At 57.9% G+C, this 25,692-nt stretch carries 27 protein-coding genes and 3 pseudogenes; 12 read left to right on the plus strand and 18 right to left on the minus strand.

The window, feature by feature from the left end:
• Positions 1-29: 29 nt before the first annotated feature.
• The 6 genes and pseudogenes from KGB18_RS06775 to KGB18_RS29975 all read right to left on the minus strand — a co-directional run.
• Positions 30-602 carry a hypothetical protein gene (locus KGB18_RS06775; protein WP_052963379.1) on the minus strand — a complete coding sequence of 191 codons (573 nt, stop codon included), beginning with the start codon at positions 600-602 and terminating at the stop codon, positions 30-32.
• A 1-nt stretch (position 603) separates the two neighbouring features.
• The gene (locus KGB18_RS06780) at positions 604-1,041 is read right to left on the minus strand and encodes a hypothetical protein (protein ID WP_123722879.1); all 438 of its coding nucleotides are present in this window, start codon (positions 1,039-1,041) and stop codon (positions 604-606) included.
• A gap of 487 nt (positions 1,042-1,528) precedes the next feature.
• Positions 1,529-2,053 (minus strand): AAA family ATPase, encoded by a 525-nt coding sequence (locus tag KGB18_RS06785; RefSeq protein WP_223569647.1) that lies wholly within the window; start codon positions 2,051-2,053, stop codon positions 1,529-1,531.
• Positions 2,050-2,613 (minus strand): nicotinamide riboside transporter PnuC, encoded by a 564-nt coding sequence (gene pnuC, locus KGB18_RS06790; RefSeq protein ID WP_217854809.1) that lies wholly within the window; start codon positions 2,611-2,613, stop codon positions 2,050-2,052. The genes KGB18_RS06785 and pnuC overlap by 4 nt, the downstream gene beginning before the upstream one ends.
• 231 nt (positions 2,614-2,844) lie before the next feature.
• Entirely contained in the window at positions 2,845-3,579 is a 735-nt protein-coding gene (locus tag KGB18_RS29970) for a methyl-accepting chemotaxis protein (protein ID WP_370694699.1), read from the minus strand.
• 171 nt (positions 3,580-3,750) lie between these two features.
• Positions 3,751-4,479 (minus strand): annotated as a pseudogene (locus KGB18_RS29975) (cache domain-containing protein); the annotation flags it as partial.
• Between the two features lie 292 nt (positions 4,480-4,771).
• Between KGB18_RS29975 and KGB18_RS06800 the strand changes: the two are divergent.
• Both KGB18_RS06800 and KGB18_RS06805 read left to right on the plus strand, forming a co-directional pair.
• Positions 4,772-5,602: an undecaprenyl-diphosphate phosphatase gene (locus tag KGB18_RS06800; protein WP_030130296.1), complete on the plus strand. Its 831-nt coding sequence runs from the start codon at positions 4,772-4,774 to the stop codon at positions 5,600-5,602.
• On the plus strand, positions 5,599-6,027 hold the full coding sequence (locus KGB18_RS06805) for a DUF1294 domain-containing protein (protein WP_123722874.1): 429 nt from the start codon (positions 5,599-5,601) through the stop codon (positions 6,025-6,027). The genes KGB18_RS06800 and KGB18_RS06805 overlap by 4 nt, the downstream gene beginning before the upstream one ends.
• Before the next feature lie 6 nt (positions 6,028-6,033).
• Here the strand turns inward: KGB18_RS06805 and KGB18_RS06810 are convergent, their stop codons facing one another.
• Positions 6,034-6,393 carry an MmcQ/YjbR family DNA-binding protein gene (locus tag KGB18_RS06810; RefSeq protein ID WP_095054908.1) on the minus strand — a complete coding sequence of 120 codons (360 nt, stop codon included), beginning with the start codon at positions 6,391-6,393 and terminating at the stop codon, positions 6,034-6,036.
• The gene (locus tag KGB18_RS06815; RefSeq protein WP_123722873.1) at positions 6,390-7,298 is read right to left on the minus strand and encodes a LysR substrate-binding domain-containing protein; all 909 of its coding nucleotides are present in this window, start codon (positions 7,296-7,298) and stop codon (positions 6,390-6,392) included. Before KGB18_RS06815 ends, KGB18_RS06810 begins: the two co-directional genes overlap by 4 nt.
• Before the next feature lie 130 nt (positions 7,299-7,428).
• On the opposite strand from KGB18_RS06815, the gene KGB18_RS06820 reads away from it, so the two are divergent.
• The gene (locus KGB18_RS06820; RefSeq protein ID WP_223569576.1) at positions 7,429-8,040 is read left to right on the plus strand and encodes an FMN-dependent NADH-azoreductase; all 612 of its coding nucleotides are present in this window, start codon (positions 7,429-7,431) and stop codon (positions 8,038-8,040) included.
• A gap of 169 nt (positions 8,041-8,209) precedes the next feature.
• The gene (locus tag KGB18_RS06825) at positions 8,210-9,247 is read left to right on the plus strand and encodes an alpha/beta hydrolase family protein (protein WP_123722871.1); all 1,038 of its coding nucleotides are present in this window, start codon (positions 8,210-8,212) and stop codon (positions 9,245-9,247) included.
• 90 nt (positions 9,248-9,337) lie between these two features.
• On the opposite strand, the gene KGB18_RS06830 is transcribed toward KGB18_RS06825, so the two are convergent.
• From KGB18_RS06830 to KGB18_RS06840, 3 genes and pseudogenes are all read right to left on the minus strand, one after another.
• Positions 9,338-10,525 carry an MFS transporter gene (locus tag KGB18_RS06830; RefSeq protein ID WP_052963369.1) on the minus strand — a complete coding sequence of 396 codons (1,188 nt, stop codon included), beginning with the start codon at positions 10,523-10,525 and terminating at the stop codon, positions 9,338-9,340.
• Between the two features lie 215 nt (positions 10,526-10,740).
• The gene (locus KGB18_RS06835; protein ID WP_123722870.1) at positions 10,741-12,330 is read right to left on the minus strand and encodes an ABC-F family ATPase; all 1,590 of its coding nucleotides are present in this window, start codon (positions 12,328-12,330) and stop codon (positions 10,741-10,743) included.
• Positions 12,331-12,401: 71 nt separating this feature from the next.
• Positions 12,402-12,626 (minus strand): annotated as a pseudogene (locus KGB18_RS06840) (site-specific integrase); the annotation flags it as partial.
• A 442-nt stretch (positions 12,627-13,068) separates the two neighbouring features.
• Between KGB18_RS06840 and KGB18_RS06845 the strand changes: the two are divergent.
• Positions 13,069-13,362, plus strand: a complete 294-nt coding sequence (locus KGB18_RS06845; protein WP_038983425.1) for an excalibur calcium-binding domain-containing protein — start codon at positions 13,069-13,071, stop codon at positions 13,360-13,362.
• Between the two features lie 82 nt (positions 13,363-13,444).
• Here the strand turns inward: KGB18_RS06845 and KGB18_RS06850 are convergent, their stop codons facing one another.
• On the minus strand, positions 13,445-13,651 hold the full coding sequence (locus KGB18_RS06850) for a hypothetical protein (protein WP_032836318.1): 207 nt from the start codon (positions 13,649-13,651) through the stop codon (positions 13,445-13,447).
• Positions 13,652-14,052: 401 nt separating this feature from the next.
• Here KGB18_RS06850 and lpxO point away from each other — a divergent pair, with 401 nt between their 5' ends.
• The gene (gene lpxO / locus KGB18_RS06855; protein WP_123722922.1) at positions 14,053-14,952 is read left to right on the plus strand and encodes a lipid A hydroxylase LpxO; all 900 of its coding nucleotides are present in this window, start codon (positions 14,053-14,055) and stop codon (positions 14,950-14,952) included.
• Between the two features lie 161 nt (positions 14,953-15,113).
• Here lpxO and KGB18_RS06860 read toward each other — a convergent pair whose 3' ends face one another.
• Positions 15,114-15,986, minus strand: a complete 873-nt coding sequence (locus KGB18_RS06860; RefSeq protein ID WP_201060369.1) for a Ku protein — start codon at positions 15,984-15,986, stop codon at positions 15,114-15,116.
• A gap of 210 nt (positions 15,987-16,196) precedes the next feature.
• Here KGB18_RS06860 and KGB18_RS06865 point away from each other — a divergent pair, with 210 nt between their 5' ends.
• Together KGB18_RS06865 and KGB18_RS06870 are read left to right on the plus strand one after the other, a co-directional pair.
• Complete coding sequence (locus tag KGB18_RS06865) at positions 16,197-16,556, plus strand: hypothetical protein (protein ID WP_123722868.1); 360 nt, start codon at positions 16,197-16,199, stop codon at positions 16,554-16,556.
• A 51-nt stretch (positions 16,557-16,607) separates the two neighbouring features.
• Positions 16,608-17,759, plus strand: a complete 1,152-nt coding sequence (locus KGB18_RS06870; protein ID WP_223569577.1) for a PQQ-dependent sugar dehydrogenase — start codon at positions 16,608-16,610, stop codon at positions 17,757-17,759.
• A 148-nt stretch (positions 17,760-17,907) separates the two neighbouring features.
• Here KGB18_RS06870 and KGB18_RS06875 read toward each other — a convergent pair whose 3' ends face one another.
• Entirely contained in the window at positions 17,908-19,005 is a 1,098-nt protein-coding gene (locus tag KGB18_RS06875) for a GNAT family N-acetyltransferase/peptidase C39 family protein (RefSeq protein WP_223569578.1), read from the minus strand.
• Between the two features lie 200 nt (positions 19,006-19,205).
• Between KGB18_RS06875 and KGB18_RS06880 the strand changes: the two genes are divergently transcribed.
• Positions 19,206-20,684, plus strand: a complete 1,479-nt coding sequence (locus KGB18_RS06880; protein WP_223569579.1) for a RimK family protein — start codon at positions 19,206-19,208, stop codon at positions 20,682-20,684.
• 7 nt (positions 20,685-20,691) lie between these two features.
• Positions 20,692-21,615, plus strand: a complete 924-nt coding sequence (locus KGB18_RS06885) for a magnesium transporter CorA family protein (protein WP_123722864.1) — start codon at positions 20,692-20,694, stop codon at positions 21,613-21,615.
• Positions 21,616-21,757: 142 nt separating this feature from the next.
• Here KGB18_RS06885 and KGB18_RS06890 read toward each other — a convergent pair whose 3' ends face one another.
• Complete coding sequence (locus KGB18_RS06890) at positions 21,758-22,093, minus strand: DUF2834 domain-containing protein (RefSeq protein WP_223569580.1); 336 nt, start codon at positions 22,091-22,093, stop codon at positions 21,758-21,760.
• A gap of 360 nt (positions 22,094-22,453) precedes the next feature.
• Between KGB18_RS06890 and ilvA the strand changes: the two are divergent.
• A pseudogene (gene ilvA, locus KGB18_RS06895) lies at positions 22,454-23,449 on the plus strand (threonine ammonia-lyase, biosynthetic); the annotation flags it as partial.
• Between the two features lie 30 nt (positions 23,450-23,479).
• Here ilvA and eco read toward each other — a convergent pair.
• Positions 23,480-23,962: a serine protease inhibitor ecotin gene (eco, locus tag KGB18_RS06900; protein ID WP_123722861.1), complete on the minus strand. Its 483-nt coding sequence runs from the start codon at positions 23,960-23,962 to the stop codon at positions 23,480-23,482.
• Positions 23,963-24,348: 386 nt separating this feature from the next.
• Here eco and KGB18_RS06905 point away from each other — a divergent pair, with 386 nt between their 5' ends.
• Positions 24,349-24,618, plus strand: coding sequence for a DUF1652 domain-containing protein (locus tag KGB18_RS06905; RefSeq protein WP_123359563.1), 270 nt, complete (start codon positions 24,349-24,351; stop codon positions 24,616-24,618).
• On the opposite strand, the gene KGB18_RS06910 is transcribed toward KGB18_RS06905, so the two are convergent.
• The gene (locus KGB18_RS06910; protein ID WP_223569582.1) at positions 24,615-25,013 is read right to left on the minus strand and encodes a hypothetical protein; all 399 of its coding nucleotides are present in this window, start codon (positions 25,011-25,013) and stop codon (positions 24,615-24,617) included. The genes KGB18_RS06905 and KGB18_RS06910 overlap by 4 nt on opposite strands.
• Before the next feature lie 90 nt (positions 25,014-25,103).
• Positions 25,104-25,370: a DUF2790 domain-containing protein gene (locus KGB18_RS06915; RefSeq protein WP_123722859.1), complete on the minus strand. Its 267-nt coding sequence runs from the start codon at positions 25,368-25,370 to the stop codon at positions 25,104-25,106.
• Positions 25,371-25,692: the final 322 nt, after the last annotated feature.

Below are 25,692 nucleotides of genomic sequence, written 5' to 3' on the forward strand. Positions count from 1 at the left end.
AGGTTAAGTGTTGTTTCTACCTGTTTGGGTCAATCCGTGACCCGTACGCTCAGGGTGTTGGCCGTTCGGTTTCCCACCCCGGAGCTCTGATTCAACTGGATCACCCCACGGCTACCGGTGAAGGCCTGATCGCTGGTAGCGACTTGGCGATTGCCTGGTGCAGAGTCAGTTGGATCGGAGTTGTTGATCAGCGCCACGTTCTGCTGCATGAGGACGCTGTCGTCGATACTTTGCGGCTGTGTACTGATGCTTATCCGCAGGGCATTGGCTTGCTGGTTGCTGGCGCCCGCGCTCTGGTTGACGCCCAGAGCGCCACTGCCGTTGCTGAAGGAGTCGCCTTGAATGCTGGATCGAGCATCGATCCTGGGGTCGACCTGCGTACGCAGCCGTTGGCGAATTTGCGTGGTCGCGCTGGCTCCATGGCCAACGGCGATGGCTCGGGCGTTGGCCTGTTGCTGCAAATCGCCGGCAGCCTGGTTGACGGTGAGGTTGCCCTGGTACTGCATGCCCGAAGCGTCGATTTCAGCGTTATTAATGACGGGAGGTTGGGCAAAGGTCGATGCACTGCAAAACATGGCAATCATCAGCAGTGTACGATTCATCTTAACGGTCTCCCGTTACGACTTTCAGAGCACCCAGGCCTTGCTGGATGTTGGAATTGACCATGTTGGCAATACCGTTGCCCGAATTGCCCGAACGCCCAGCGGGGAGGTTGGAAAGCTGGGTCTGATTGGTGAGGTTGCCGCCCAGGTTGTTGGTGTTTTGAGTGACCAGGCGGGAGATGCCTGCACCGCTGGCGACGTTGGCAAAGTCGCCGTCGCTCAACTCGTTCGTTTGCCTGAGGATTTGTTTGGACGGGTTGGCATTGGCGGTGGTGGGACTAGGGTCGGGAGCCACCGGCGGACGCGTTGCCATGCGCGGTTGGACATCACGTTTGATAATAATGATGCCGTTGTCAGCCTGTACGGGCAGGCTGAAACTTGAGCCCAGTGCGCATCCGATCAGTAGGAGGCTATAGATGCTGTTATCAAATGTCCCCACGGCGGCAATTCCTTCTTTGTTGTGGGCTGGTCCTGAATCAGCGTTGTGAAGGAGTGAGCGAAAGCTGTGCCGGTTTTTGATTATTGTTTTGATTCAGAGGGTTATCGATCGAGGTTAGCGGATCGATGAAGTGCGGTGTTTCAGGTCTGAGACGACTGCCGGGACGGCAAAGTGATAAGAGATCGTAAACACTCTGGATCCAAGCTTTTTGCCGAGATGTATCAGCGCTTTAACATATCGCATGACAAGACGATGACCAGCGCTGAAACGGGCTGTCCGAGGGGGGAGGGGTGTTTCAGAAACGTACGTATTTGCAAAAATTCTGCAACAAATGCTGGGGTATTTGACCAGTGCCCATCAGATCAACGCAATCACTGTGGGAGCGGGCTTGCTCGCGAAAGCGGTGTGTCAGGCGACATCAATATTGACTGTGCCGCCGTCTTCGCGAGCAAGCCCGCACACATGGATTGGGGGGCAATAAGGAAGATCAGCGCCCGAGCAGTAACTCGACGGCTTGCAATGCCTGAAGCCGGCGTTCGGCCCAATCGCCCTGAAGCACTTGAACAGGCTGTCGATGCTGCTCCAGCCATGCTTGCGTCGCGTTGAAAAAAGCCCGGCGCTCATCCAGTTCGGGCTGACAACGCTGACCGTCTTCGGTCCAGTCGACCTGTTCGGGCGACAGCAGCAAGTGCAAGTCATAGTGCCGAGCCAGTAGCGCTTGCTCGAGCCAGACCGGGCAATCGCCAAACAGGGTCTGGCTCCAGAGCATGTTACTCAGCAAGTGAGTGTCGAGAATCAGCAATGGCGGCCCAAGGGCGCGGGCTTCATCTTCCCATTGCAGCTGACCGCGAGCGATTTCGGGAATATCGGCCGGGCAAGTATCCCGCGCCTCCCGCTCAATGAACCAGCGCACGTATTCACCCACCAGAGCACCGCCGAATTGCTGTTGCAGTTCGGCGGCCAGCCAGCTCTTGCCACTGGATTCAGGTCCTGTGAGCACCAGCACTTTCATGTGCGCAACGCCGGATCGGTGCGCCATGTCCGCCAGCCATGCACCGCCAGCAGGGCGAACGCCCCATAGAGGCCCGCAGTCAGGTACAGCTCTTTGTAGATGAACAGGCCAACAAAGATGATGTCGAGCGCGATCCACAGCGCCCAGCATTGCAGACGTTTTTGCGCCATCCATAATTGCGCCACCAGGCTGAACCCGGTCAGCGCCGCATCGAGCCAAGGCTGGGCGGCATCGGTCCAGTGGGCCATCGCGGCGCCGAGCAGCAAACTGCCGACTGCGCCGACGGCCAGCCCGAGCGCAATGGATTTTCCATCGAGCAAGCTGACATGCCTCTTGCCATGAGTCGCGCTCCCCTGCGTCCACTGCCACCAGCCGTAGATCTGCAAACCGGCGTAGATCACTTGAAGCAGCATGTCCGAATACAGCTTCACCTCAAAAAAAATCCAGCTATACAGCAGCACCATGACCAGGCCGATCGGCCAGCACCAAGGGTTCTGTCTGACCGTCAACCAGACGGCAATCACGCCGAGGGCGGCGGCAAACAGTTCAAGCCCGGACATGGAGGTTCCTTGGTGTCGTAAAAATGAGGGGGGCGAATTGTACCCGGATTGTGGGAAATGGGCTTGTAGTGGGGAGTGGCGCTTACCAATGCCAGTCAGGTCACACGCAATCCCTGTGGGAGCGGGCTTGCCCGCGAAGGCGGCGGCACAGTCAATATTGATGTCGCCTGACACACCGCCTTCGCGAGCAAGCCCGCTCCCACAGGGGACCGCGTTGGGTATAGAAAAGAGTTACACCCGAAACTGCTTCAGCAACCCGTTCAACTGTTCGCTCAGTTCCTTGAGGTGAACGCTGGCCACGCTCGACTGTTCGGCCGCCAGTGCCGTGCTGTGGGACAAGCCGGCTGCCTGGGTGACGTTCTGATTGATGTCTTCCACCACGTGGGCCTGTTGCAGGGTCGCACTGGCAATCGAAGCGTTCAACCCGTTGAGGTTGCGCAAGGCCTGACCGATGGCATTCAGGCTGGCACCGGCAAGGCCGGCCTGTTCGATGGTCAGTTGCGACGCACGACTGCTGTCGCCAATCACCTTGACCGCCGCTTCGGAATGGCTTTGCAGGCGTTCGATCATCGACTGGATTTCCGCCGTGGACTTCTGGGTGCGCTGGGCCAGCAGGCGCACTTCATCGGCGACCACCGCAAACCCGCGACCTTGCTCGCCGGCCCGGGCGGCTTCAATGGCGGCGTTGAGGGCTAGCAAGTTGGTTTGCTCGGCGATGGAGCGGATCACTTCCAGAACGCTGCCGATTTGCGTGCTTTCGTCGGCCAGCGTACGAATCACTTCGACGGCTTGATCGATGGTCGAAGACAGCTTGTCGATCTGCTGCAGGCTGCCGTCGATATTGACCTGGCCCTGTTGCGCCTGAGACTCGGCATTGCGCATTTCGCTGGCCGCGTGCTCGGCGTTTTTGGCCACATCCTGCACGCCGTAGGTCACTTCGTTGATCGCGGTCGCCACCAGTTCCATCTGCTGCGACTGCTGCTGGCTGCGTTGCTGGGCTTGCGCCGCATCGTTGCCCAGTTCGCTGGAAGACTGGCCCAGCGCGCCGGCGGACACCTGCAGCTGACTGATCACCAGGCGCAGTTTGGCGGTAAAGGCGTTGAAGTGCCGGGCGAGTTGCGTGACTTCGTCCTGGCCGTGGGTATCGAGGCTGCGGGTCAGGTCGCTTTCACCGCTGGCGATGTTGGCCATGGCGTTCACGGTTTCCTGGAGCGGGCGCACGATACTGCGGGCAATCATGATCACCAGCAGCGCCATGATCAGGGCAATCACCAGGCCCACGAAAGAGGCCTTCCAGACTTGAGTATAAAACTCGGCCTGCATGTCATCGATGTATACGCCCGAACCGATCACCCAACCCCAAGGCTCGAACAGTTTCACGTAGGAGGTTTTTTCCACCGGCGCACTGGCGCCCGGTTTTGGCCAGCGATAGTCGACCATGCCGGCACCCTTGGCCTTGGCGATGGCGACCATCTCGTTGAACAGCGCAAAACCGTCCGGGTCGCGGATCGTCGAGAGATTCTGGCCTTCAAGTTTCGGATTGGTCGGGTGCATGACCATGATGGGCGTCAGATCGTTGATCCAGAAATAATCGTTCTGATCGTAGCGCAAACCGCGCACGGCGGTCAGTGCCTGCTTTTGCGCGGCGTCGCGGGTGAGGGTGCCGGCAGTTTCCAGGCCGTGATAGTAGGTGAGGATGCCACTGGCAGTCTGCACCACGTGCTGGGTCTTTTGGGCCTTGGCCTGATAGAGGTCGTCGTGAATCTGCTTGAGCATCAACACGCCCAACGTCAATAGCATCACCACGGCCACGATCAAGATGAGCCACAAGCGTCGGCTGATCGACACACTGCGCAAGCTGTTCATAACGCTGTTACTCCGGTTTCTTGTTCTTGTAATAAACGATCGCCAGCATCCAACCACACTTTGCCGATCGGGCCTATGCGACTCAGGTCCTATTACGCGGCAGCATAAATGAGGCGTGTCTGATAGGATTTCGGCCCCGCAAGGAAAAACCTGAGCCCAAGTCTTTTTTCACGCAATTTTTACGGTTTTGCGTGGATCTTGTGCGCGCGGGGATTCAGCTAAGGTTGATCGCAGTTAACGCTTATAAATTATTAACGGAGCATGCCTGGGGGCATTGCTTCTTGGGGGATTGATGGATCTTTGGACGGCCTTTCAGGCATTGATTTTAGGCGTTGTAGAAGGGCTGACGGAGTTCTTGCCCATTTCCAGTACCGGGCACCAGATTATTGTGGCGGACTTGCTCAACTTTGGGGGCGAGCGGGCCATGGCCTTCAATATCATCATTCAGCTCGGCGCGATCCTGGCGGTGGTCTGGGAGTTTCGCCGCAAGATCTTCGACGTGGTCATCGGTTTGCCGACACAACCCAGCGCTCGACGCTTTACCGCGAACCTGTTGATTGCCTTCTTGCCGGCCGTGGTATTGGGGGTGATTTTCGCCGACTTGATTCACGAGTACCTGTTCAACCCGATTACCGTGGCCACCGCATTGGTCGTGGGCGGTATCGTCATGTTGTGGGCCGAACGCCGTCAGCATGAAGTGCATGCTGAAAGCGTCGATGACATCACCTGGAAAGACGCCTTGAAAGTCGGCTTTGCCCAGTGCCTGGCGATGATTCCGGGGACCTCGCGTTCCGGCTCGACGATCATTGGCGGTTTGCTGTTCGGGTTGTCGCGCAAGACGGCCACCGAGTTCTCGTTCTTCCTCGCCATGCCAACCATGGTCGGCGCGGCGGTGTACTCGGGCTACAAATACCGCAATCTGTTTGTGCCGGCTGATTTTCCGGTATTCGCCATTGGCTTCGTTACTGCGTTTATCTTTGCGATGATTGCCGTTCGGGCTCTGCTGATATTCATTGCCAGCCACAGCTACGCGACATTCGCCTGGTATCGCATTGCGTTCGGTCTGGTGATCCTGGCCACTTGGCAATTCGGCTGGGTCGACTGGACAGCGGTCAAACCATGAGTGACTCCGCCGCACGCAACAACCCCGGGCGCAAGTCCGGGGGAGCCATTCAAAACCTGCGGCTGAAACTGCTGGCGTTCGCTGTGCTGTGCGCAGTGCCATTGTTTGGCTCGATGTCGCTGTGGCTGCGCGGGGTGTCGGTGATTCCCCTGGCGGCCTACGGCATCGTCAGCGTGCTGGCGTTTTTCCTGTACTGGAGCGACAAGCACAAGGCCCGCGCCGACAGTTGGCGCACTCCGGAGAACGTCTTGCATGCGGTGGAGCTGGCGGGCGGTTGGCCGGGCGCTTTGCTGGCCCAGCAAGCGTTTCGGCACAAGACCCGCAAAGTCTCGTTTCAGTTGGTGTTCTGGCTCATCGTGCTGATGCATCAGGTGTTCTGGATCGATCAGCTGTTTCTTGGCGCTAACCTGTTTGCGTTGTTTTAACTCACTTTAAAGCAGCAAGCCGACCTGCGTGCGCTTGGGCAATTTGCTCACCACCAATTGGTGGGAACGTTGCAGCAAGCCTTGAAGCTCTTCGGTGCCCAGCGGGTAGGGCGTTTCCATGATGACCCACTGGGCCCGGGCCAGATACGGCGCCGGGTGAATGCCCGGCCGGTCGCAATGGCCCAGGAACAGGTCCTTGTCGACCTTGAAAGCCAGGGACTGTCCCCGCAGGTTCTGCAAAGCGAACATCTTGTTCCCGGCAATCGAAAACACCCGCACGCCACCCCACTTGTAATCCTCCCGCGCACCGGGCAGTGCCAGGCAGAATTGCGCGACGTCCTCTTCGCTCATTAGTCCCGCTTTCATAACAGTCTGTCCCCACAAGCATTGAATGATTCGATCAAATGGTCGATCCAGGCGCGTACTGCCGGCATCACCCCGCGTCGATGGGGGTAGACCGCTTGCAGCCAGCCGCCCGGCAATGACCAGTCGGGTAGCAGTTGCACCAGCTCGCCGTTTTTTAGCTCTTGCTCGCAATGCATCATGGGCAGCATGGTAAAACCCTGGCCACTGAGGGTGCACGCTTTGCGCACAATGAAATCGTCGATCCCCAATCGCGCTTCCAGGCTCAGATCATAGCTTTTGCCCTGTTGATCAAGCATGCGGATGTGCACCATGCGGTCGGCTTCCAGAGCGCCGAGCACGGGCAGGTTTTTCAGGTCTTCAGGATGATTTATTTCACGGCCGAGCAAAAAAGCGGGGCTGGCAACCATCAGCATCTGAGCCTGACGCAGGCGGCGGGTGACCAGCAATGGATCTTCATCACCCAGATCCCGCACTCTCAAGGCGACGTCGACGCCCTCGTTGATCAGGTCAACCCGTCGGTTGAGCAACATCATCTCCAGCTGAACCTGAGGGAATTTCTCCAGGAAGTTACTGATCACCCCGGGCAGGATTTCGTGGGCCAATCCGACGGGGCACGACACTCGCAAGCGCCCCCGGGGCTCGCTGGACATGCTGGCCACCGCTTCGTCGGCCATCTCGGCCTCCAGCAGCATCGCCTGACAATGGCGCAAGTAACGCTCGCCCACGGCGGTCAGGTTGAGTTGGCGGGTGGTGCGTTGCAGCAGGCGTGCGCCCAGGCGTTCTTCCAGCTCGGCGATGCGTCGCGACAACCGCGATTTGGGAATCCCCATCAAACGCCCGGCCGCCGCGAAACCACCGGCTTCGACCACCTTGGCGAAGTAGTAGAGGTCGTTGAGATCTTGCATGGTTTAAGCTCGACTGTTCTATCAGTGGGACAAACTATCGCATTGTTGCCGACTAATCATCTATTGGTTTCGTCGGTAGGATTGTCTCCATCAGATCGCCCGGTGGCGATCCTCACCTTGGAGATCCCACATGAAATTACTGCATATCGATTCGAGCATTCTGGGTGACAACTCGGCTTCCCGTCAGCTGAGCGGCGAAGTCGTCAAAACCTGGCAAGCCGCCGAGCCTGGCGTTGTGGTGACTTACCGCGACCTGGCTGCCGATGCCATCAGCCATTTCTCCGCCACCACCCTGGTCGCTGCCGGCACCGCCGCTGAGCTGCGCAACGCCGCACAACAGCACGAAGCCGATCTGAGCGCGCAGGCGTTGGCCGAATTCATCGCCGCCGATGCCGTCGTGATTGCCGCGCCGATGTACAACTTCACCATCCCGACCCAACTCAAGGCCTGGATCGACCGCATCGCCGTGGCCGGTCAGACTTTCCGCTACACCGAAGCCGGCCCTGAAGGCCTGTGCGGCGGCAAGAAAGTCGTGATCGTCTCGACTGCCGGTGGTCTGCATGCCGGTCAAGCAACCGGTGTTGCGCACGAAGATTATTTGAAAGTGCTGTTCGGCTTCCTCGGCATCACCGACATCGAGTTCGTCCGCGCCCATGGCCTGTCCTACGGTGATGAAGTGCGCACCAAAGCCATGAGCGACGCTCAGGCGCACATCAGCGAGCAATTGTTCGCTGCCGCGTAAGGCTTGCGTAAAGTCGTAAACAGCTCGGGCAATACCCCTGAAACTCTGTATTCTGGTCATCGTGATGGCCAGGTACGGAGTTTTTTGTTTCTGGCGGTTATCAGTTTCTGGCCCAGGTTATGCAGTCGAGGGTTAACATCTGCGGTCAGGTAATAAGGTGGGGCATCCCATGGTGCGTCTTTGTGCAACGCTACTGATTTGTCTGCTAGGCAGTCTGAGTTTGGTGCACGCCGCTTCTGCGCCGCATCCTCACTGGAGCGTCGGTTTCCATGAGATGACCTTCCTTGATCCGCTGGACTTGCAGCCGATGCGTGCCATCGCCTTTTACCCGTCCAGTGAAAAGGAACATTCCAGTACGCTCGAGGGCTACTCGGTCGAAGCCGGTGAAGACACCAAAGTCGCCATCGGGCGTTTCCCGATGCTGATGCTGTCCCACGGCAACACCGGAACTCCGCTGGCCCTGCACGACCTCGCCACCTCATTGGCACGCAAGGGCTTTGTGGTGGTGGCGGTGATCCATCCCGGCGACAACTCCAAGGACCACAGCCGCCTCGGCACCTTGAGCAACCTTTATGGTCGGCCGATCCAGATTTCCGAAGCCATTACCGCGACACTCAGCGACCGGATGCTCGCGCCCTTCGTCAATGCCGAGCAGGTCGGGGTGATTGGCTATTCGGCGGGCGGTGAGACCGCGTTGATCCTGTCCGGTGCCACCCCGGATCTGGATCGCCTGCGCCGTTATTGCCAGGAGCGCCCGGATGATCACGATGCCTGCAACACGCAAGGCGAACTGATCGTCGATCGTGATGATTTGCAGCCAGTGGCAGACCCGCGCGTGCATGCCTTGCTGCTGATGGCGCCGCTGAGCCTGAAGTTCGGCCGCCATACCCTGGCCGATGTGCATGTGCCGGTGCTGCTGTACAGCGGTGATGGCGACAAGCTGGTGGCGTTCGACAAAAACGCCGCAGCGCTTGCGCGCAAACTGCCGACCGCACCGGACTTCAAATTGCTGGCCGGGGCTGGGCACTTCGTGTTCCTGGCGCCGTGCAACGAAGAACAGATCGCCGCCATGCCGGCGCTGTGCACCGATGCCGACGGCGTCGACCGCAAGGACATTCATCGCAACATGATTTCCGAAGCAGGACGGTTCTTCGCCCATGCCTTGGGCAAACCCACCCGCGCCGGCATGCAGACAGCGGATCAATAATGTGGGAGCGAGCCTGCTCGCGATAGCGGTTTGACTGGCGACTGATTTGTTGAGTGTCCTGCCGCCATCGCGAGCAGGGGATTGCAGGTGTCAGGCCATCGCCCGGCGTTTCAGCAGCAGGGTCAAACCGAGTCCGGTTATCGACAACAACGCCGCACTAAAGAAAATCCACGAATACCCCAGATTCAACGCCACTGCGCCCATCAGCGGCCCGGCAATCGCCAGCGCCAGATCGAAAAACACCGCATAAGCACTCAATCCCGCTCCGCGACTGGAATTGGGCACTTGCTTGATCGCTTCCACTCCCAGCGCCGGATACACCAGCGACAGGCCGAACCCGGTCAGCCCCGCGCCGATCAAGGCATAACCCGTCGAGGGCGCCAGCCACAGCAGGACCAGCCCGACGGTTTCAATGGTCATGCAGGCAATGGCGGAGGTGAAGCCGCCGAAACGGCTGATGCTGGAGATGAACAACAGTCGCGCCAGAATGAAACAGACCCCGAATACCGTCAGGCAATAAGCCGCGCCGGTCCAGCCAAGGCTGACGTAATACAGGGTAATAAAAGTGGTGAGTGTGCCGTAACCGATGGACGCCAGGCTCAGGCTCGCGCCGAAGGGCGCAATTCGCCCGAACACCGCCCAGAACGGCAGGCGCTCGCCGCGAATCACCGGCACCGAAGGTTTGTTGCGGATCAACAGCAGCGCCAGCAGGGCCAGTAACGACAGCGCGATCCCGAGGCTGGCGAACCCCAGTTCAGCGACCATCACCACGCCCAGCGGCGCGCCGATAGCGATGGCGCCGTATGAGGCGATGCCGTTCCAGGAAATCGAACGCGCCGTGTGCTCGGCACCGACCTGGCCCATGCACCAACTGATTGTGCCTACTCCGATCAACCCCTGAGCGATGCCCAGCAACAAGCGGCCAGCGATCAGGATGATCAGGCTCAACAACGGCACACTTTGCAGCAGGGTCGACAGCAATGTCAGCACGCCGCTCAATGCAATCCCCGACAACCCGTAAACAATCGCCCGTTTTGTGCCAATGCTGTCAGACATGCGGCCGGCCATGGGCCGACTGAGCAGGGTAGCCAGGTATTGGGAGCCAATGGTCAGCCCCGCCACGATGGCGCTGAACCCCAACTGCTCATGGACATACCCCGGCAACACCGCAATTGGCAGGCCAATGCAGAGGAAGGCAATAAAGGTATAGAAAACGATGGAGACGATCTGCAGGGTGATCGCCATTGAGCTTTGCGGAGGCAGTTGCTGCACAGACATGAGAGCTCGTTCGCGGGCGGCGGTAGGAGAACTGCATCATGGCGTGGGAGGGGAATAAAAGGAAGCAGGCTAACTATGTGGATTGCAGGTCAGCATAGGCCTTCAGCATTTACATCGCCTGCTCGCGATGGTCTCAGCACCAAGACGTTTTGGATTTGAAATAAAAAAAGCCCCGTCACAAGGACAGGGCTTTTCACTTGAAGCTTGCAGCCGTCTTACATCAAAACACCCTGACTACGCAGGTAGTCGTCATAGGTGCCGCTGAAGTCGATCACGCCATCGGCGCTCAACTCGATGATGCGGGTGGCCAGGGACGATACGAACTCACGGTCGTGGCTGACGAAGATCAGCGTGCCCGGGTAGTTCTCCAGCGCCAGGTTCAGCGCCTCGATGGATTCCATGTCCAAGTGGTTGGTCGGTTCGTCCATGATCAGCACGTTCGGCTTTTGCAGAATCAGCTTGCCGAACAGCATGCGACCTTGCTCACCACCGGAGATGACCTTGACCGACTTGAGGATCTCGTCGTTGGAGAACAGCATGCGACCGAGGGTGCCGCGAACGATTTGCTCGCCACCTTGGGTCCATTGGCCCATCCAGTCGAACAGGTTGCAGTCGTCTTCGAAGTCGTGAGCGTGATCCTGGGCGTAGTAGCCCAGCTCCGCGGCATCGGTCCATTTCACGGTACCGGCATCCGGAGTCAATTCGTTGACCAGGGTACGCAGCAGGGTGGTTTTACCGATACCGTTCGGGCCGATGATCGCCACGCGCTCGCCGGCTTCAACCTGGAAGCTGAAGTCCTTGAACAGCGGCTTGCCGTCGAAGCCTTTGGCCATGCGCTCGACGATGACCGCCTGACGGTGCAGCTTCTTGGTTTGTTCGAAACGGATGAACGGGCTCACACGGCTCGAAGGCTTGACTTCGGCCAGCTGGATCTTGTCGATCGCCTTGGCGCGGGAGGTCGCTTGCTTGGCTTTCGAGGCGTTGGCCGAGAAGCGGCTGACGAACGATTGCAGCTCGGAAATCTGCGCCTTCTTCTTGGCGTTGTCCGACAGCAGTTGCTCGCGGGACTGGGTCGCCACGGTCATGTACTCGTCGTAGTTGCCCGGGAACAGGCGCAGCTCGCCGTAGTCCAGGTCAGCCATGTGGGTGCACACGCTGTTCAGGAAGTGACGGTCGTGGGAGATGATGATCATCAGGCTGGAGCGCTGGGTCAGAATGTTTTCCAGCCAGCGGATGGTGTTGATGTCCAGGTGGTTGGTCGGTTCGTCGAGCAACAGCACTTCAGGATCGGAGAACAGTGCCTGCGCCAGCAATACGCGCAGTTTCCAGCCCGGGGACACTTCGCTCATCGGGCCGAAGTGCTGCTCGATGCCGATACCCAGGCCCAGCAACAGCTCGCCGGCACGGGATTCGGCGGTGTAGCCGTCCATTTCAGCGAATTCGGTTTCCAGCTCGGCCACGGCCATGCCGTCTTCTTCGGTCATTTCCGGCAGCGAGTAGATGCGGTCGCGCTCGGCCTTGACCTTCCACAGCTCTTCGTGACCCATGATCACGGTGTCGATCACGGTAAATTCTTCGTAGGCGAACTGGTCCTGGCGCAATTTACCCAGACGCACGTTCGGCTCGAGCATGACCTGGCCGCCGGACGGCTCGAGGTCGTTACCGAGGATTTTCATGAAGGTCGACTTGCCGCAACCGTTGGCACCGATCAGGCCGTAGCGGTTACCGGCGCCGAATTTGACCGAAACGTTTTCGAATAGCGGCTTGGCGCCGAACTGCATCGTGATGTTAGCTGTGGAGATCAATTACTTTACCTATCAATGGGTTGCGAGCTGCGCATTTGGCGCTTGGGCCATTCCTGGGACATTCTGGAGATTCACTCCATCTCTCCCCAGTCACCGCTAGAGTTCAACCAGCGCGCATAAGTCGAGAGCAGCATCTGGACGCTGTGTCCAAGCTGTTGGGCAAAAAGGCGGGATTCATGCCAGACATTGCGCATATTGTCGCATAAGTGTGACGGCAGTTGTACGGTGGGCGATAACGTGTCGCACGCTTCTTTGAGGTTCGGCCACGGTTTGTGCAGAACCGGGGTCTGTCTGAGGAGGGCTCATCCTGGATAGGCCGGGAAACTCAGAGGCCACCTCAATGTTATTTTTGTTCAGTGTTGTGTTCGGGACACTTGGCGTGGCTCTGGGTAAAGTCAGCACCGCTTGCCCGGCCTCGTGTGTTTCAGATGGATTGCTGAATGGCCAGCACTTGGTCAGGGTGGGCACCAATTCAGACTCGTCTCTCCATGCCATGCGTGACAGCAGAAGGTGGGGAGGGGGCTATTCTTCTTCGTCAGGGGCCGGATTTCCGGGCGCGCTGGCGTTTCCTTGTCATGACCGCTAACCATCACCTGATCGATAGCGGCTCGCAGATACTCCCATGACCCAAGGCGCGCTTCTTACCCGCCATCTCCCGCTGTGAGTGGATAAATGGGTTACGCTGGAAAGCAGGCAACGTGAGAACGCAAACAGTCTCTCATCATGGATGGGATCAAAATGAAACTGATTTTGGTGATGCTTGTTGTTGGTCTGTTGGCTTGGAAGCTTTCCCCTGAACTACAGTCCTGGGCTGCGGTTCAACTATCGAATCCCAAAGAAGTCTCTAAAGAAGTCTCTATAGTCGTGACTGCGCCGAAGCCTGTTTCAGCGCCATTCAAATGTGATGGGCGAAAATATTGTTCGCAGATGACCTCGTGCGCAGAGGCCAAAAACTTTCTGAAAAATTGCCCAGGAATGAAAATGGACGGCGACAACGACGCAATCCCCTGTGAGTCGCAGTGGTGCCAATGACTATTTGTCGCTCAGCGGGAAAGTCTGGCTTTGCCGCACGTTGAACGGCGTGCGACAAGCCGGCGACTGACCAGGTCGAGACTCAGAGCAAGTAGCCAGCGGCTTGTCCGAGATGGTTGTCCTGCCCTCCAGTAATGAGGTGCAGTGGAATGTGTTGTTGTTCATCGATAGATGGGATTTCGAAACTTCCCACTATTTGAAGGTGCCGCTCATTCAGTCCGGTCGACTCTTCTTCTTTTGCCTTAGCCATTCTCGCGTGGTTCGCTGCGATTTCATTGAGAGTTGACACGTTACATCTCCGGTGACTGACCAAGCGTATCGCTGGAGTCCTTAAGTGTTAATTTAATTGCCGCCGCGTCAGAATTACGTCGTTCCGGGGCTGCTACGTCCGACCGGTGCAAAGCCTACGCCAGACATGTTGCGTATTCCGCACCAGATTTTCATATGCGACGAATGGTGGCGTGGCAGGTGGCTACTATCGGGTGGGCGGTTCGCGTTACTGTGCATTCCCATGTTGGGTCGTCGGCGCTTTGGCGGTATCCGTGGACACATTTTCACAGTTGAAGGTTAACTATTAGTTACAAAGTGTGGCTAAAATGCCATCTTTCGACCCCATGCCGACCGCCGGCATTGACTCAAGAACGCGCCATCGGGACCCAGTTTGTTCATTTCTGACGTGTGACGATTTTCGTGAAACTTATCATTGCCGCTATTTATGTCATCTCCATCGCGTATGTTCACTTGCGCGGTAAGGTGCGCCACAAATTTGGCCGTCAACTGAGCGACCACTCGACGTTTCTGGCACCGATCAATTGCTTCCTTTATCTGTTTTCGAAAACACCCAATAAGCCTTATCTCAATCCGGCAGACTTTCCCGACTTGAGCCCTTTGCAGGCTCATTGGGAAGAGATTCGCGCCGAAGGCCTGAATCTGCTCAAGGCTGGGGAGATCAAGCGTTCAAATCAGTACGACGACGTTGGTTTCAACTCGTTTTTCAAAAGTGGCTGGAAACGTTTCTATCTCAAATGGTACGGCGACAGTCACCCGTCGGCCGCAAAGCTCTGCCCGCGCACGACTGAACTGGTGCAAAGCATCGGCTCGATCAAGGCCGCGATGTTCGCCGAACTGCCACCGGGTTCGAAACTGGTCCGTCACCGCGATCCGTATGCCGGTTCGTACCGTTATCACTTGGGGCTGGAAACGCCGAACGATGCCGGTTGCTACATTAACGTCGACGGTGAGAATTATCATTGGCGTGATGGCGAAGCGGTGATGTTTGATGAGACCTTCATTCATTACGCCGAAAACACGACTGAGCAGAACCGCATCATCCTGTTCTGTGACATTGAGCGGCCGATGAAGTATCGCTGGGCGACGGCGTTCAACCGCTGGTTCAGCCGCACGGTGATGGCGGCTGCGGGAGCGCCGAACGATGCCGGCGACAAGGTCGGTGGTATCAACCGCTTGTTCGCCAAAATCTACAAGATTCGCCTGCGCGGCAAAGCGCTCAAGAAGCGTAACCGCACTCGCTACTACCTGGAGAAGTGGGCGATTTTTGGTGGGTTGCTGGCGATTTTTGTTTTGATCTGAGTTTTGCGTTGTGGCGCATGATTCCATCGCGGGCAAGCCCGCTCCCACAGTATCCGAGTCGAATACAAATTCAGCGAACGCCGCCGAACCTGTGGGAGCGGGCTTGCCCGCGAAGAGGCCTGTATTTTCACTGCATAATTTAGGAATGCTACTGTGATCGGTCAGCCACTAGACCGTTTCGTAGGTTTTTTCTCTGCAGTAGATTTGGCTTTGGTGGCCGGTTTACTGGTCGCTTTACCGCTACCCTTGCCACCAAGACTGCGTTTGAGCAGTTCGGTCAGATCGATAACATCCGCCGTCTTGCGCTCCTCTTCACCGGTAACGGTTTCGACATCTTCGATCTTGCCTTCATTCGCCTTCTTCTCCACCAGCGCCATGATCTTGTCTTCAAAGCTGTCGCGGTACTCCTCGGGTGTCCAGTCGGCACTCATGTCCTCCACCAGCCGTTTGGCCATCTCCAGCTCACCTTTGGCCAGATCCGGCTTGGTCACTTCACTGCCCAGTTCCAGTTGATCAAGGCTGCGCACTTCGGCGGGCCAGCGCAGCATCACCAGCACCATGGCTGATTCCAGCGGCATGAGGGCCGCCAAGTGCTGGCGCGAATGCAACACAACGCGAGCCAGGGCGACCTTGTCGGTTTTACTGAGGGTTTCGCGCAACAGCGCATAGACCTTGCCGCCGCGTTTGTCCGGCGCCAGGTAGTAGGGCGTGTCGATGTTTTGCAGGGGGATCTGCTCACTGCCGACAAAGGCAAAAATGTCGATGGTTTGGGTCGACAGTGGATGAGCCGAGCGAATCTCCTCTTCACTGAGCACCACGTAACGTCCCTTTTCGTACTCGATTCCCTTGACGATGTGCTCTTGGGTGACTTCCTTGCCGGTGACCTTGTTGATGCGCTTGTAGCCGACCGGGTCCATGCTGCGGCGGTCGAGCCAGTTGAAATCGATCCCGCGCGAAGACGTCGCCGAAACCAGCGCCACGGGGATGTGCACCAGACCGAAACTGATTGCGCCTTTCCAGATTGCCCGTGCCATCGTCGTGATCTCGTCGATTGATGTTCTGGTGACCTGTGGCCAAGGGCAAAAGTTTCAGCCAGCGGCGGCCCGGTCCTGCGGGCGGATCGGCGGTGCGGTTAACTCGTGTTACATCTTGTGGAGGAGGTTTTAGTTAACAAATCCGAACCCTGGGCGTAGCGTGGCTTCATTCATCCATGAAGCGTGGCACGCTCATTTAGAGAGGTCCTCATGAACCGATGTGTGCTCGGCGTCATCGCGATGGCATTGAGTGGCGTGCTAAGTCCTTTGGCTCTGGCAGACGCCGCATCGCCGTCCTCGCCCTTGCTGCTGGCGCAGAACCTGCCGGGCAGCACCAACAACAATCCCTACAACAGCCCGATTCGCCGGGCCAATCCCAACAGCATGCAAGGCACCCAGCCGAGCATCCCGGTGATTCGCGGCCCAAACACGGTGCCTGTGCCACGACCGCCAACGCTGGATAACGGTGGGATCGGCAACCGCTATCCGCAAGATCGACCGGCGCCCACCAGCCAACCGAAGTTCATTCCCAATCCACCGCCCCGGGACTCGAACCGCAACTACCGTTGAACGGCAGGACAGAGGTCTTGCCAGCCATTTTGACGACAAAAGGAATCGTGCATGTTGCGTAAAACCCTCTTGGCCACCTTCTGCGCCAGCGCGTTGTTGACAGCCACTGCGCCCGTTTTCGCGGCGCCGACACAGGATATAAAAAGTGAGCAGGGCACCCTTGAGCTCACGCCGATCGTTAAAGGCCTGGAGCATCCTTGGGCGCTGGCGTTTCTGCCCGACCGCCAAGGGATGCTGGTGACCGAGCGGCCTGGCAACCTGCGGCTGGTCAGCGCAGACGGCAAACTCTCGGGTCCGCTCAATGGCGTGCCTCAGGTCTGGGCCAAGGGGCAGGGCGGATTGCTCGACGTGGTGTTGTCACCCGATTTCAAGCAAGACCGCATGGTCTATCTGTCTTACGCCGAAGGGGGCGGTGAAGGCGGCAAGGCCGGCACGGCGGTTGGCCGCGGACGGTTGTCGGAAGACCTGACGGCGATCAAGGATTTCCGGGTGATCTTCCGTCAGGAGCCCAAGCTCTCGGTCGGCAATCACTTCGGCTCGCGACTGGTGTTCGACCGCGACGGTTATCTGTTCATCACCTTGGGCGAGAACAACGACCGGCCCACGGCGCAGGATCTCGACAAACTGCAAGGCAAGATCGTGCGGCTCTACCCGGACGGCAAAGTGCCGAAGGACAATCCTTTTGTCGGGCAAAAAGGCGTTCGCCCGGAAATCTGGTCCTACGGCCAACGCAACCCGCAAGGCGCGGCCCTCAACCCCTGGAGCGGCACACTCTGGGAAAACGAGCACGGCCCTCGGGGCGGCGACGAGATCAACATCATTGAACGAGGCAAAAATTACGGCTGGCCGATGGCAACCCACGGCATCAACTATTCCGGCCTGCCGATCCCGGAAGCCAAAGGCGAAACCGCCGAAGGCACTGTGGGCCCGCACCATGTCTGGGAAAAATCCCCGGGCCTGAGCGGCATGGCCTTCTACGATAGCGATCGCTTCAAGGCCTGGCGGCACAACGTATTTATCGGGGCGCTGGTGAGTCAGGAGCTGATTCGCCTGCAGTTCGAAGGCGACAAAGTTGTTCACGAAGAGCGGTTGTTGGGTGAGCTCAATAAACGAATTCGCGATGTGCGGCAGGGGCCGGATGGTTATTTGTATGTACTGACCGATGAAGATGACGGGGGGCTGTACAAGCTTGGCCTGAAGTAACTAACCCCCCTGTAGCAGCTGGCGAAGCCTGCGTTCGGCTGCGCAGCAGTCGTCAATCCTGGCCTCGGTCTACCTGAGCCACCGCGGTGGATGATTTTACGACTGCTGCGCAGCCGAACGCAGGCTTCGCCAGCTGCTACAGGGGGGGTCACCGGGGAGCATAGAGAATCACCGCCGCCCGCAGCTTGCCTCGCCCAAAACTGCACATTTTGTCGAATTCCCCATGGCTGACCGGCAAGTGCTGGCAGTCCATCGGCTGACGATGCTGGCTGTGATCCACATCCGGATCGTGCAAGTAGACGAACTCTTCATCGCAATCGGTGACGATCACCCAATGCGGTGCCTTGGAACGGGTCAGGCGATAGCTGCTGATCAATACCAGCGGTTGTCCGCCATCGTGCAGTAACCGTGGCAGATCCAGTGGTCCGCCGATCATTCGCTCCACGTCGGTGGCTTGCAACTGCGCCGTGAACTCCTCGTGTACCAGGCGCATTACGTCTTTTTTATGCGCATCGCGCACACCGTCGAGGAACAGCGGCCCGGCCATGCTCAGCTGCAGTCGCACCCGAAAGCCACGCCGCCACGCTGCCAGCGCCAGGCCTTGAGGGCTGCAGCCACCGTGGCCAGACGTCATGAACACCGTGGTCGCCTCGCGCCAGATTTGCAGCTCTTCGCCACGCTCCAGCGCTCGATCGTCTTGCAGCGCGCCCATGGCCATCAGCAGGCAGGCCGGGCCACAGGTGAACTCGGTGGTCTGCGGGTAGTAAGGCACCTTGATGTTGCGTGAATCGCGGTGCTGGAGGATACGTTTTTCCAATCGCAGCGCGTCGGCATGGTCCTGGTAATAGTCGTGAATCAGCGCGAAACGCCGATAGCCGTTGCGCTCATACAGAGCAATCGCCGACGGATTGTCGATGCGCACTTCCAGCCGCAGGTAGGCGCAATCATGCTCAATGGCGCAGGCCTCGACACGTTCGAGCAATTGCTTGCCCAGTCCACTGCCGCGAGCATCAAGGACTATCGCAATCGAGTACAGGCGCGCCAATGAAGTACCCCGGTGAAACAGCACCACCGCATAGCCCACTAATTGCTCGCCACGTTGGGCCACCAGCAGTTGCCCGTGAGCCCGAGTGATCATCCATTGAAAACTGCGACTGTTGAGCCGGTCCGTGGTGAAACATTGCTGTTCAAGTGCCAGCAGTGCCGGTATGTCTTCAACTATCGCCAAGCGAAAAACAGGATTCATTTGACCGCCGTAAAAGTTGCGTAACGAAACGGGACTTTCGAAAAAGTTCGTGCTTAATAGGAAAGGTCTTGTTCTTCAATGGATCAATCACTATGTCAGCGGTACAAGGTCATTGGCGCGAAGTATCTGAGCAAACGTTACCCACAGCAATAACTTCTGCAAACTATTTAAATGGCGCGATCAGAACTTCCAGCCAGTTGATGATCATCGTCGAACGCAAGGAAGACTGGGCCTCCTACTTCCCCAGTGAAGACATCGTCACCGCCCAGGAATACCTCGAACAGACCCGTGACAACGAGCAGGGCAAGCGGGTTCAGGTGATCAACCTGTGCCGCAGCTACAAGTACCTCGGGCACGGTTATTACTGCTCGCTGCTGGCAGAAGCGCGGGGGCACAAGGTTATTCCGTCGGTGCGGACCATCAGCGAACTGACCCGAAAATCCCTGTATGGCCTGGCCCTGGATGATCTGGATAAAACCCTGGAAAAGGCCCTCAGCAATCACCTTTACAGCGATACCGAAGGGTTTACCCTGACACTGTACTTCGGAAAAACCACTATCGAGCCATTACAGGATCTGGCTCGACAATTGTTCGAAGCCTTTCCTTGTCCGATATTGCTAGTTGAGTTTCGTCGAACTAACGGTTGGCACATCGAAGGTGTAAAGTTTGGCACCTTGCATAAGTTGCGTGACGATCAGGAAGATCAGTTCGCTAATGCGCTCGACAGTTTCAGTCGCAAGATCTGGCGCATGCCGCGCTCCAGGCGATTGGCCCGTTATGACCTGGCCATTCTGCACGATCCGCAAGAAGCATTGCCGCCCTCCAATCCCAAGGCTTTGGACAACTTCATCAGGGTCGGCAGGACACTAGGCATCGACGTCGAGTTGATTGAACGCAAGGACTACGCACGAATCGCCGAATACGACGGGCTCCTGATCCGCGAGACAACGAGCGTCGATAACCACACCTACCGCTTCGCCAAAAAAGCCGAGAGCGAAGGTTTAGTGGTGATGGATGACCCGGCGTCGATCCTGCGCTGCACCAACAAGGTTTATCTGACTGATTTGCTCAAGAGCCATCAGCTGGGTATGCCCGCCACTGAAATCCTCTACAAGGAACGACCGGAAGATTTCGAGCGGGTAGGCGAGCGTCTGGGATTTCCACTGGTGCTGAAGATACCCGACGGTTGTTTCTCAAAGGGCGTCATCAAGGTCGAAAGCCAGCAAGCCTTGCTCGAGGCGACTGCCGAACTGTTCGAGCACTCGGTGTTGCTGCTCGCCCAGGAATTCTTCTACACCGAATACGACTGGCGCATTGGCGTGCTCAACCGCAAACCGATCTTTGCCTGCCAGTACTTCATGTCCAAGGGCCATTGGCAGATCTACAACCACAAAGCCAAAGGCCAGGACATCAACGGCGAATGCCGCACCCTGGCGGTTCACGAAGCGCCGCGAGCGGTGGTTGAACTGGCGGTGAAAACCGCGAATCTCATTGGCGACGGCCTCTACGGCGTCGACCTCAAGCAGTCCGGCGACAAAGTGGTGGTGATCGAAGTCAACGACAACCCGAACATGGACGCCGGCATCGAAGACGCCTACTTGCAGGACGATTTGTATTCCTTGGTGCTGGAAGAGTTTGTCCGTCGGCTGGAGCTCAAGCGCCGCGGCCAGGCCTGGTGAGCGGCCGATGATCAAGAGCTTTGATCTGAGCCACGGCGGCTTGCAAGCGGTCGAACGGCTAGACGCCGAGGTGATGCTATTCAGTAACCCCGATGCGGCCGAACGGGATCTGTTGCACAGCCATTTCAAGCTCGATGAACACGCTCTGGCCTCGGCCCTGGACCCCGACGAGGTGTCGCGCATCGAGTTTCACCCCGACAACCTGTTCCTGATCTGGAAGCGCCCGGAAAACTACTCCGGCGGCGGCAGCCTGGCCTTCGAGGTGTCGTCCTGCGGCTTGCTGTTTTCCCCAGGGCGTCTGCTGGTTATCGCCACCGACGACTCGCCGCTCAGCGGCCTCGGCACGCGGCAGTCACTGAAGACGCCACTGGATGTGTTGCTCGACCTGTTGTTCAACAACATTCACCACTATCTGGGGCACCTCAAGGTGATCAAGATGGTTGCCCGGGAGTTGCAGCAGAAATTCAATGCCTCGATGCAGAACCAGCATCTGATCCAGATGTTCAACCTCAGCGAAAGCCTGATCTATTACATCAACGCCATTCACAGCAACGGCGCGGTCCTGACCCGGCTGCGTAATCATGCGGCAAAGGAACACTTCAGCGTTGAAGCCATTGGTTTGATTGACGATCTGATCATCGAAAACAACCAGTGCTACAAACAGGCGGAAATCTACTCCACGGTGTTCTCCGGGCTGATCGATGCGCGGGGCAATCTGATGAACAACAGCATGAATAACCTGCTGCGCAAACTGACGTTGATCAACGTGGTGTTTCTGCCGTTGAACCTGATTGCGAGCATTGGCGGCATGTCCGAGTTCAGCATGATGACCGCCGGCACGCCGTGGTGGATTTCCTATCCGTTGTTTCTGACGGTGATGATGCTGGGGGCGGGAGTGATGGTGATTGGCCTCAAGCGCCTGGCGAGGTGACTTCGGCGGCTGTCAGATCGCCTTCGCGAGCAGGCTCGCTCCCACATTTTGATCTGGGGAGCCCAACTTTCGAGTCCGGCACAGCCCCCTGTGGGAGCGAGCCTGCTCGCGATAGCCATCTCAAAATCAGACCAAATCCGGATCATGCTTGTTGAGTGGCATCGATGGAGTTCTTGCGGCGTTGAAGCCCCCGCACCACCAGGTACAACAACGGCCCGACAGACACAAAAATCGCCGTCACCAACAGATAGGGAACCACCGACAACCCCGACTGCCCACGCTTGCGCGCATCCTTGTACATCCAGATACCGGCAAGCGTCGCCAACAGGTACAAATCGATCACCACCTGCGCGGTATCTGGCCGCGACATCAGGCTGATGCCGAAGTCGAGCAACGACTGCTCGGCCTGCAGCATCACCGAAACGGTGTAGCCGGCGAAAGCGATCAAGGCAATGAGGGGCAGGGCGACAGACTTCATGGTTTCCTTCCTTGGGACAATGAGCAGATCGCCAGCCTACAGCGGCCCTTGAAAATTGGCCATTGACTTGCCATCAGCGTCCGGCTAATTTCCAGCCATGACTTCCACCGTATTGCGCTGCCAGCCAAGCATTATTACCGCCATTCCTTATTTGGCGGGCTAGCTCACGACTGCAGCACCCAACCCGCCCTAGAGGCGGGTTTTTACTTTCTGTCTCTTGGGTTTGAGCTTACCGGGCACACGCAACCGGTGTAGGAGCTGCCGAAGGCTGCGATCTTTTGATCTTGAAACGCAAAGATCGCAGCCTTCGGCAGCTCCTACGCCGACCGCGTAAACCCGGATACCGTAAAGGAGACGACCATGAGCAGCACCCCCGCCCAGCAGAGCTTGCTTGAGCACTACGTGAAAAAAATCCTCGCCGCGCCGGTTTATGAACTCGCCGTGCGCACGCCATTGCAAGCGGCACCAGCCTTGTCCGAGGCATGGAGCAATCAGATCCTGCTCAAGCGCGAAGACTTGCAACCGACGTTTTCCTTCAAGATCCGCGGTGCCTACAACAAACTGGTGAACCTGAGCGACGAACAGAAAGCTCGTGGCGTGATCACGGCCTCGGCAGGCAATCATGCCCAAGGCGTAGCGTTGGCGGCCCGTGAGTTGGGGATTGCCGCAACCATTGTCATGCCCTGCACGACACCGGAATTGAAGGTGCACGGGGTTCGCAGCCGAGGTGCCGATGCAGTGCTGCATGGCGAGAGTTTTCCGTTTGCCCTGGAGTACGCGCTGAGCCTGGCACGGCAAACCGGTGGCACCTTTGTCTCGCCCTTCGACGATCCGGACGTGATCGCGGGGCAGGGCACCGTCGCCATGGAAATCCTACGGCAACACCAAGGGCCGCTGGACGCGATCTTCGTTCCGGTGGGCGGAGGTGGCTTGATCGCCGGGATTGCCGCATACGTCAAATACCTGCGTCCTGAAGTCCGCATCATCGGCGTCGAGTCGGAACATTCCGCCTGCTTGCAGGCTGCATTACAGGCCGGCGAACGGGTGGTGCTGCCAACCGTCGGCACCTTCGCCGATGGCGTGGCCGTTGCAGAGATCGGCGCCCATGGTTTCGAGGTCTGCCGGTTCTGCGTCGATGAGGTAATGACCGTCAGCAACGACGAACTCTGCGCCGCCATCAAGAACATCTACGACGATACCCGCTCGATCACCGAACCTTCCGGCGCACTGGCCGTGGCCGGGATCAAGCAGTACGTGGCACGAACCGGCGCCCGGGGTCAGACCCTGGTGGCCATTGATTCCGGAGCGAACATCAATTTCGACAGTTTGCGGCACGTGGCGGAGCGCGCCGCGTTGAGCGGCGCCCCGGCGTGAGGGACGGGCCGGTTATTCCTGAACAGCTTTCTCGACATGACTCGACGCCGACCAGATCCGGTAGCGTACTTCGACGTCCTTGGGCACGTAGAGAACGATTGGCAGCTTGCTGTTGTAGCGCAGCCTGAAACCGTCACCGACCACCGGCACGAAGTCCTTTTTGCTCTTGCCATCCGGGCAGGCCATGAGCGTGCTCATCGGGCCGGTGACTTTTTCCAGCCGGTAATACGGGTAACCCCAGCCCTCAAGGTTTTTTTCCTCAAGCCTGCCGCCCAGGTGCTGACGGTTGCAGTCCACGGTCAGAGTCTTGCCGGCCAGAATCTCGACCTGATAGCCGTCTTCCTGGTGTTGCGGGGCGAGGTGAATGACCTGGCGGGTAAAACCGCTCTCAGGCTTGGGATATGGCGCGACGTTTTCGAGGGTTGCGGCGTGGGCTACGGACGACAAAACGGCAACTATCAGCCCGACGGTCGTGTTAAGCGGCAAAGCACCCATGATGCCTCCTTGCGTGTGTGTGGGGTCAGCGGATACTGAATGGATGGGCCGCATTCTTACTACCGTCCTCAGTCAATGCAAATCCGAGATCGGGGGGATGCAAAATGCAGCGTTGGAAACAGTCCTTTCTTGCATTTTGCACGAGTCGCTTTATAGCCACCCCCGCCAATCCTTGATTCGCCGACGAGGTGCAGAGCGAAATTCTGGGCATGTTTTATGCTGAAGCTGTCTTGAGCTGACCGCGATCCCTGTTGAGTCAGCGCTGAAACAAGAAAACGGTCGGACGTTGGAACGATGAAACCCGCACGGACGAAAAGAACGGGCGATCTGAGCTCCGAGCGACATTGATTTTTGATTGGCAATCTCACAATACCGAGAGGGTGGCCATGTTTCTTTCTGCCTTGGAACTACGCAATATCGTTGAAAGCAGTTTTCTTCCGAAACGCTGCCAATGCACGCTGTCGCCGGACCTGTCGATGACCGTCAAGGTGTATTCGGACAGCGAGACTGACCATCTCGACCTGTTCGTCACCGGCATAGATGCCCATCACCTCAACGGGTGTCGGGAAATCAATAATCTGATAGCCGAGTTACGCACCGACCTTGCGCACAATGCGCACAGCCAGCTGTTGCACCCGACGTCAAAAGCCCATTAACCGGCGTTTTCACCCAGTTCGAGCGACACGCGCCGGGTCTGGATAAACCCCAGGCCCAGCGCCAATTCCACCAGGATCGCCAGTAAAATACCCGGCCCTGCATGACCATTGAGCCATTCGCCGAGGCCCAGCGCTGCCAAACCGAAACACCCCACCATAAAGCCGTTGCACATCGCGCTTCGCGCCGCCGAGGGCGGTGCCTGCCGTGCGAGATAGAACATCACCCCTAATGCGCCGAACAGCACCGCACTGCGCCTGGCGATAACACCCGACGCGGACGAATACTCGATACTCCAGATCGCCAGCAACCATTGCGGCATCAAACCCCAGACCAGCGCCAGCAGAAAACAAAGGGCGGCGGTGAATGTCGACAGCGTGCGAAACGAGAACTGCATGGCGAATCCTTTCGGCAGTGAGGGAGACGCCGAAGCATAGCGTCAGAACCCTCACAAGCCTACCGCCAAACACCGAATCAGAATCTTCTGTCAGTTCTGATAACTGCACGCGTCAGAAAGTTTTCGGTACGTAATTTCCGCAGGCTTACCCGACTTGTCGATGTACTTCATGTTAGCCGTCACGACTTGGCATTCCAGCGTCGATGGCTCAGTCAGGGAAACGACTTTGCCCACATGAAGCGGCATGCCGTAGTGATAGGGCACTGCCTGGGAGGACGACGTATCGTTGGCCTGAGCGAAACCTGCGAACGCGGTGCAGGCAAGGGCGGTAGTTATCAGTAGTGTTCGCATGTTCATGATGCTTCTCCAGTGCAGAGGGAAGGTCAGTTCGACTGAAGAACGTCGAACCTGCCGCACTGGGCGTCAGAGAAAGCTGAGGGCGTGCGGTCCAGTAAAGTTTTGGACCGTGGGGTTAAGCGATGGTTAACCGGGTTGTATGCCGCCTGTCGTGAGGTAACGCTGTTCACTTAAGCAATTTCAGCCGCGACGCATTCTTTGTAGCAGCTGCCGAAGGCTGCGTTCGGCTGCGTAGCAGTCGTGAATCCGGCTGTAGTGGTGTACCTGACGCAGCGCAATGGCTGATTTTACGACTGCTTCGCAGCCGAACGCAGGCTTCGCC

Origin of the sequence: Pseudomonas sp. BF-R-26, from assembly GCF_019947395.1 — a bacterium.
GTDB classification, from domain to species: domain Bacteria; phylum Pseudomonadota; class Gammaproteobacteria; order Pseudomonadales; family Pseudomonadaceae; genus Aquipseudomonas; species Aquipseudomonas farris.

Coding starts and splice junctions, on each gene's coding strand:
- KGB18_RS06805 (WP_123722874.1), top strand. CDS start 5,599: ATGAGTGACTCCGCCGCACGCAACAACCCCGGGCGCAAGTCCGGGGGA.
- KGB18_RS06905 (WP_123359563.1), top strand. CDS start 24,349: ATGTTTCTTTCTGCCTTGGAACTACGCAATATCGTTGAAAGCAGTTTT.
- KGB18_RS06890 (WP_223569580.1), bottom strand. CDS start 22,093: ATGAAGTCTGTCGCCCTGCCCCTCATTGCCTTGATCGCTTTCGCCGGC.
- KGB18_RS06870 (WP_223569577.1), top strand. CDS start 16,608: ATGTTGCGTAAAACCCTCTTGGCCACCTTCTGCGCCAGCGCGTTGTTG.
- pnuC (WP_217854809.1), bottom strand. CDS start 2,613: ATGTCCGGGCTTGAACTGTTTGCCGCCGCCCTCGGCGTGATTGCCGTC.
- KGB18_RS06800 (WP_030130296.1), top strand. CDS start 4,772: ATGGATCTTTGGACGGCCTTTCAGGCATTGATTTTAGGCGTTGTAGAA.
- KGB18_RS06820 (WP_223569576.1), top strand. CDS start 7,429: ATGAAATTACTGCATATCGATTCGAGCATTCTGGGTGACAACTCGGCT.
- KGB18_RS06810 (WP_095054908.1), bottom strand. CDS start 6,393: ATGAAAGCGGGACTAATGAGCGAAGAGGACGTCGCGCAATTCTGCCTG.
- KGB18_RS06785 (WP_223569647.1), bottom strand. CDS start 2,053: ATGAAAGTGCTGGTGCTCACAGGACCTGAATCCAGTGGCAAGAGCTGG.
- KGB18_RS06830 (WP_052963369.1), bottom strand. CDS start 10,525: ATGTCTGTGCAGCAACTGCCTCCGCAAAGCTCAATGGCGATCACCCTG.
- KGB18_RS06775 (WP_052963379.1), bottom strand. CDS start 602: ATGAATCGTACACTGCTGATGATTGCCATGTTTTGCAGTGCATCGACC.
- KGB18_RS06860 (WP_201060369.1), bottom strand. CDS start 15,986: ATGGCACGGGCAATCTGGAAAGGCGCAATCAGTTTCGGTCTGGTGCAC.
- KGB18_RS06875 (WP_223569578.1), bottom strand. CDS start 19,005: ATGAATCCTGTTTTTCGCTTGGCGATAGTTGAAGACATACCGGCACTG.
- KGB18_RS06845 (WP_038983425.1), top strand. CDS start 13,069: ATGAAACTGATTTTGGTGATGCTTGTTGTTGGTCTGTTGGCTTGGAAG.
- KGB18_RS06815 (WP_123722873.1), bottom strand. CDS start 7,298: ATGCAAGATCTCAACGACCTCTACTACTTCGCCAAGGTGGTCGAAGCC.
- KGB18_RS06865 (WP_123722868.1), top strand. CDS start 16,197: ATGAACCGATGTGTGCTCGGCGTCATCGCGATGGCATTGAGTGGCGTG.
- eco (WP_123722861.1), bottom strand. CDS start 23,962: ATGGGTGCTTTGCCGCTTAACACGACCGTCGGGCTGATAGTTGCCGTT.
- KGB18_RS06825 (WP_123722871.1), top strand. CDS start 8,210: ATGGTGCGTCTTTGTGCAACGCTACTGATTTGTCTGCTAGGCAGTCTG.
- KGB18_RS06880 (WP_223569579.1), top strand. CDS start 19,206: ATGATCATCGTCGAACGCAAGGAAGACTGGGCCTCCTACTTCCCCAGT.
- KGB18_RS06885 (WP_123722864.1), top strand. CDS start 20,692: ATGATCAAGAGCTTTGATCTGAGCCACGGCGGCTTGCAAGCGGTCGAA.
- KGB18_RS06910 (WP_223569582.1), bottom strand. CDS start 25,013: ATGCAGTTCTCGTTTCGCACGCTGTCGACATTCACCGCCGCCCTTTGT.
- KGB18_RS29970 (WP_370694699.1), bottom strand. CDS start 3,579: ATGGAACTGGTGGCGACCGCGATCAACGAAGTGACCTACGGCGTGCAG.
- KGB18_RS06915 (WP_123722859.1), bottom strand. CDS start 25,370: ATGAACATGCGAACACTACTGATAACTACCGCCCTTGCCTGCACCGCG.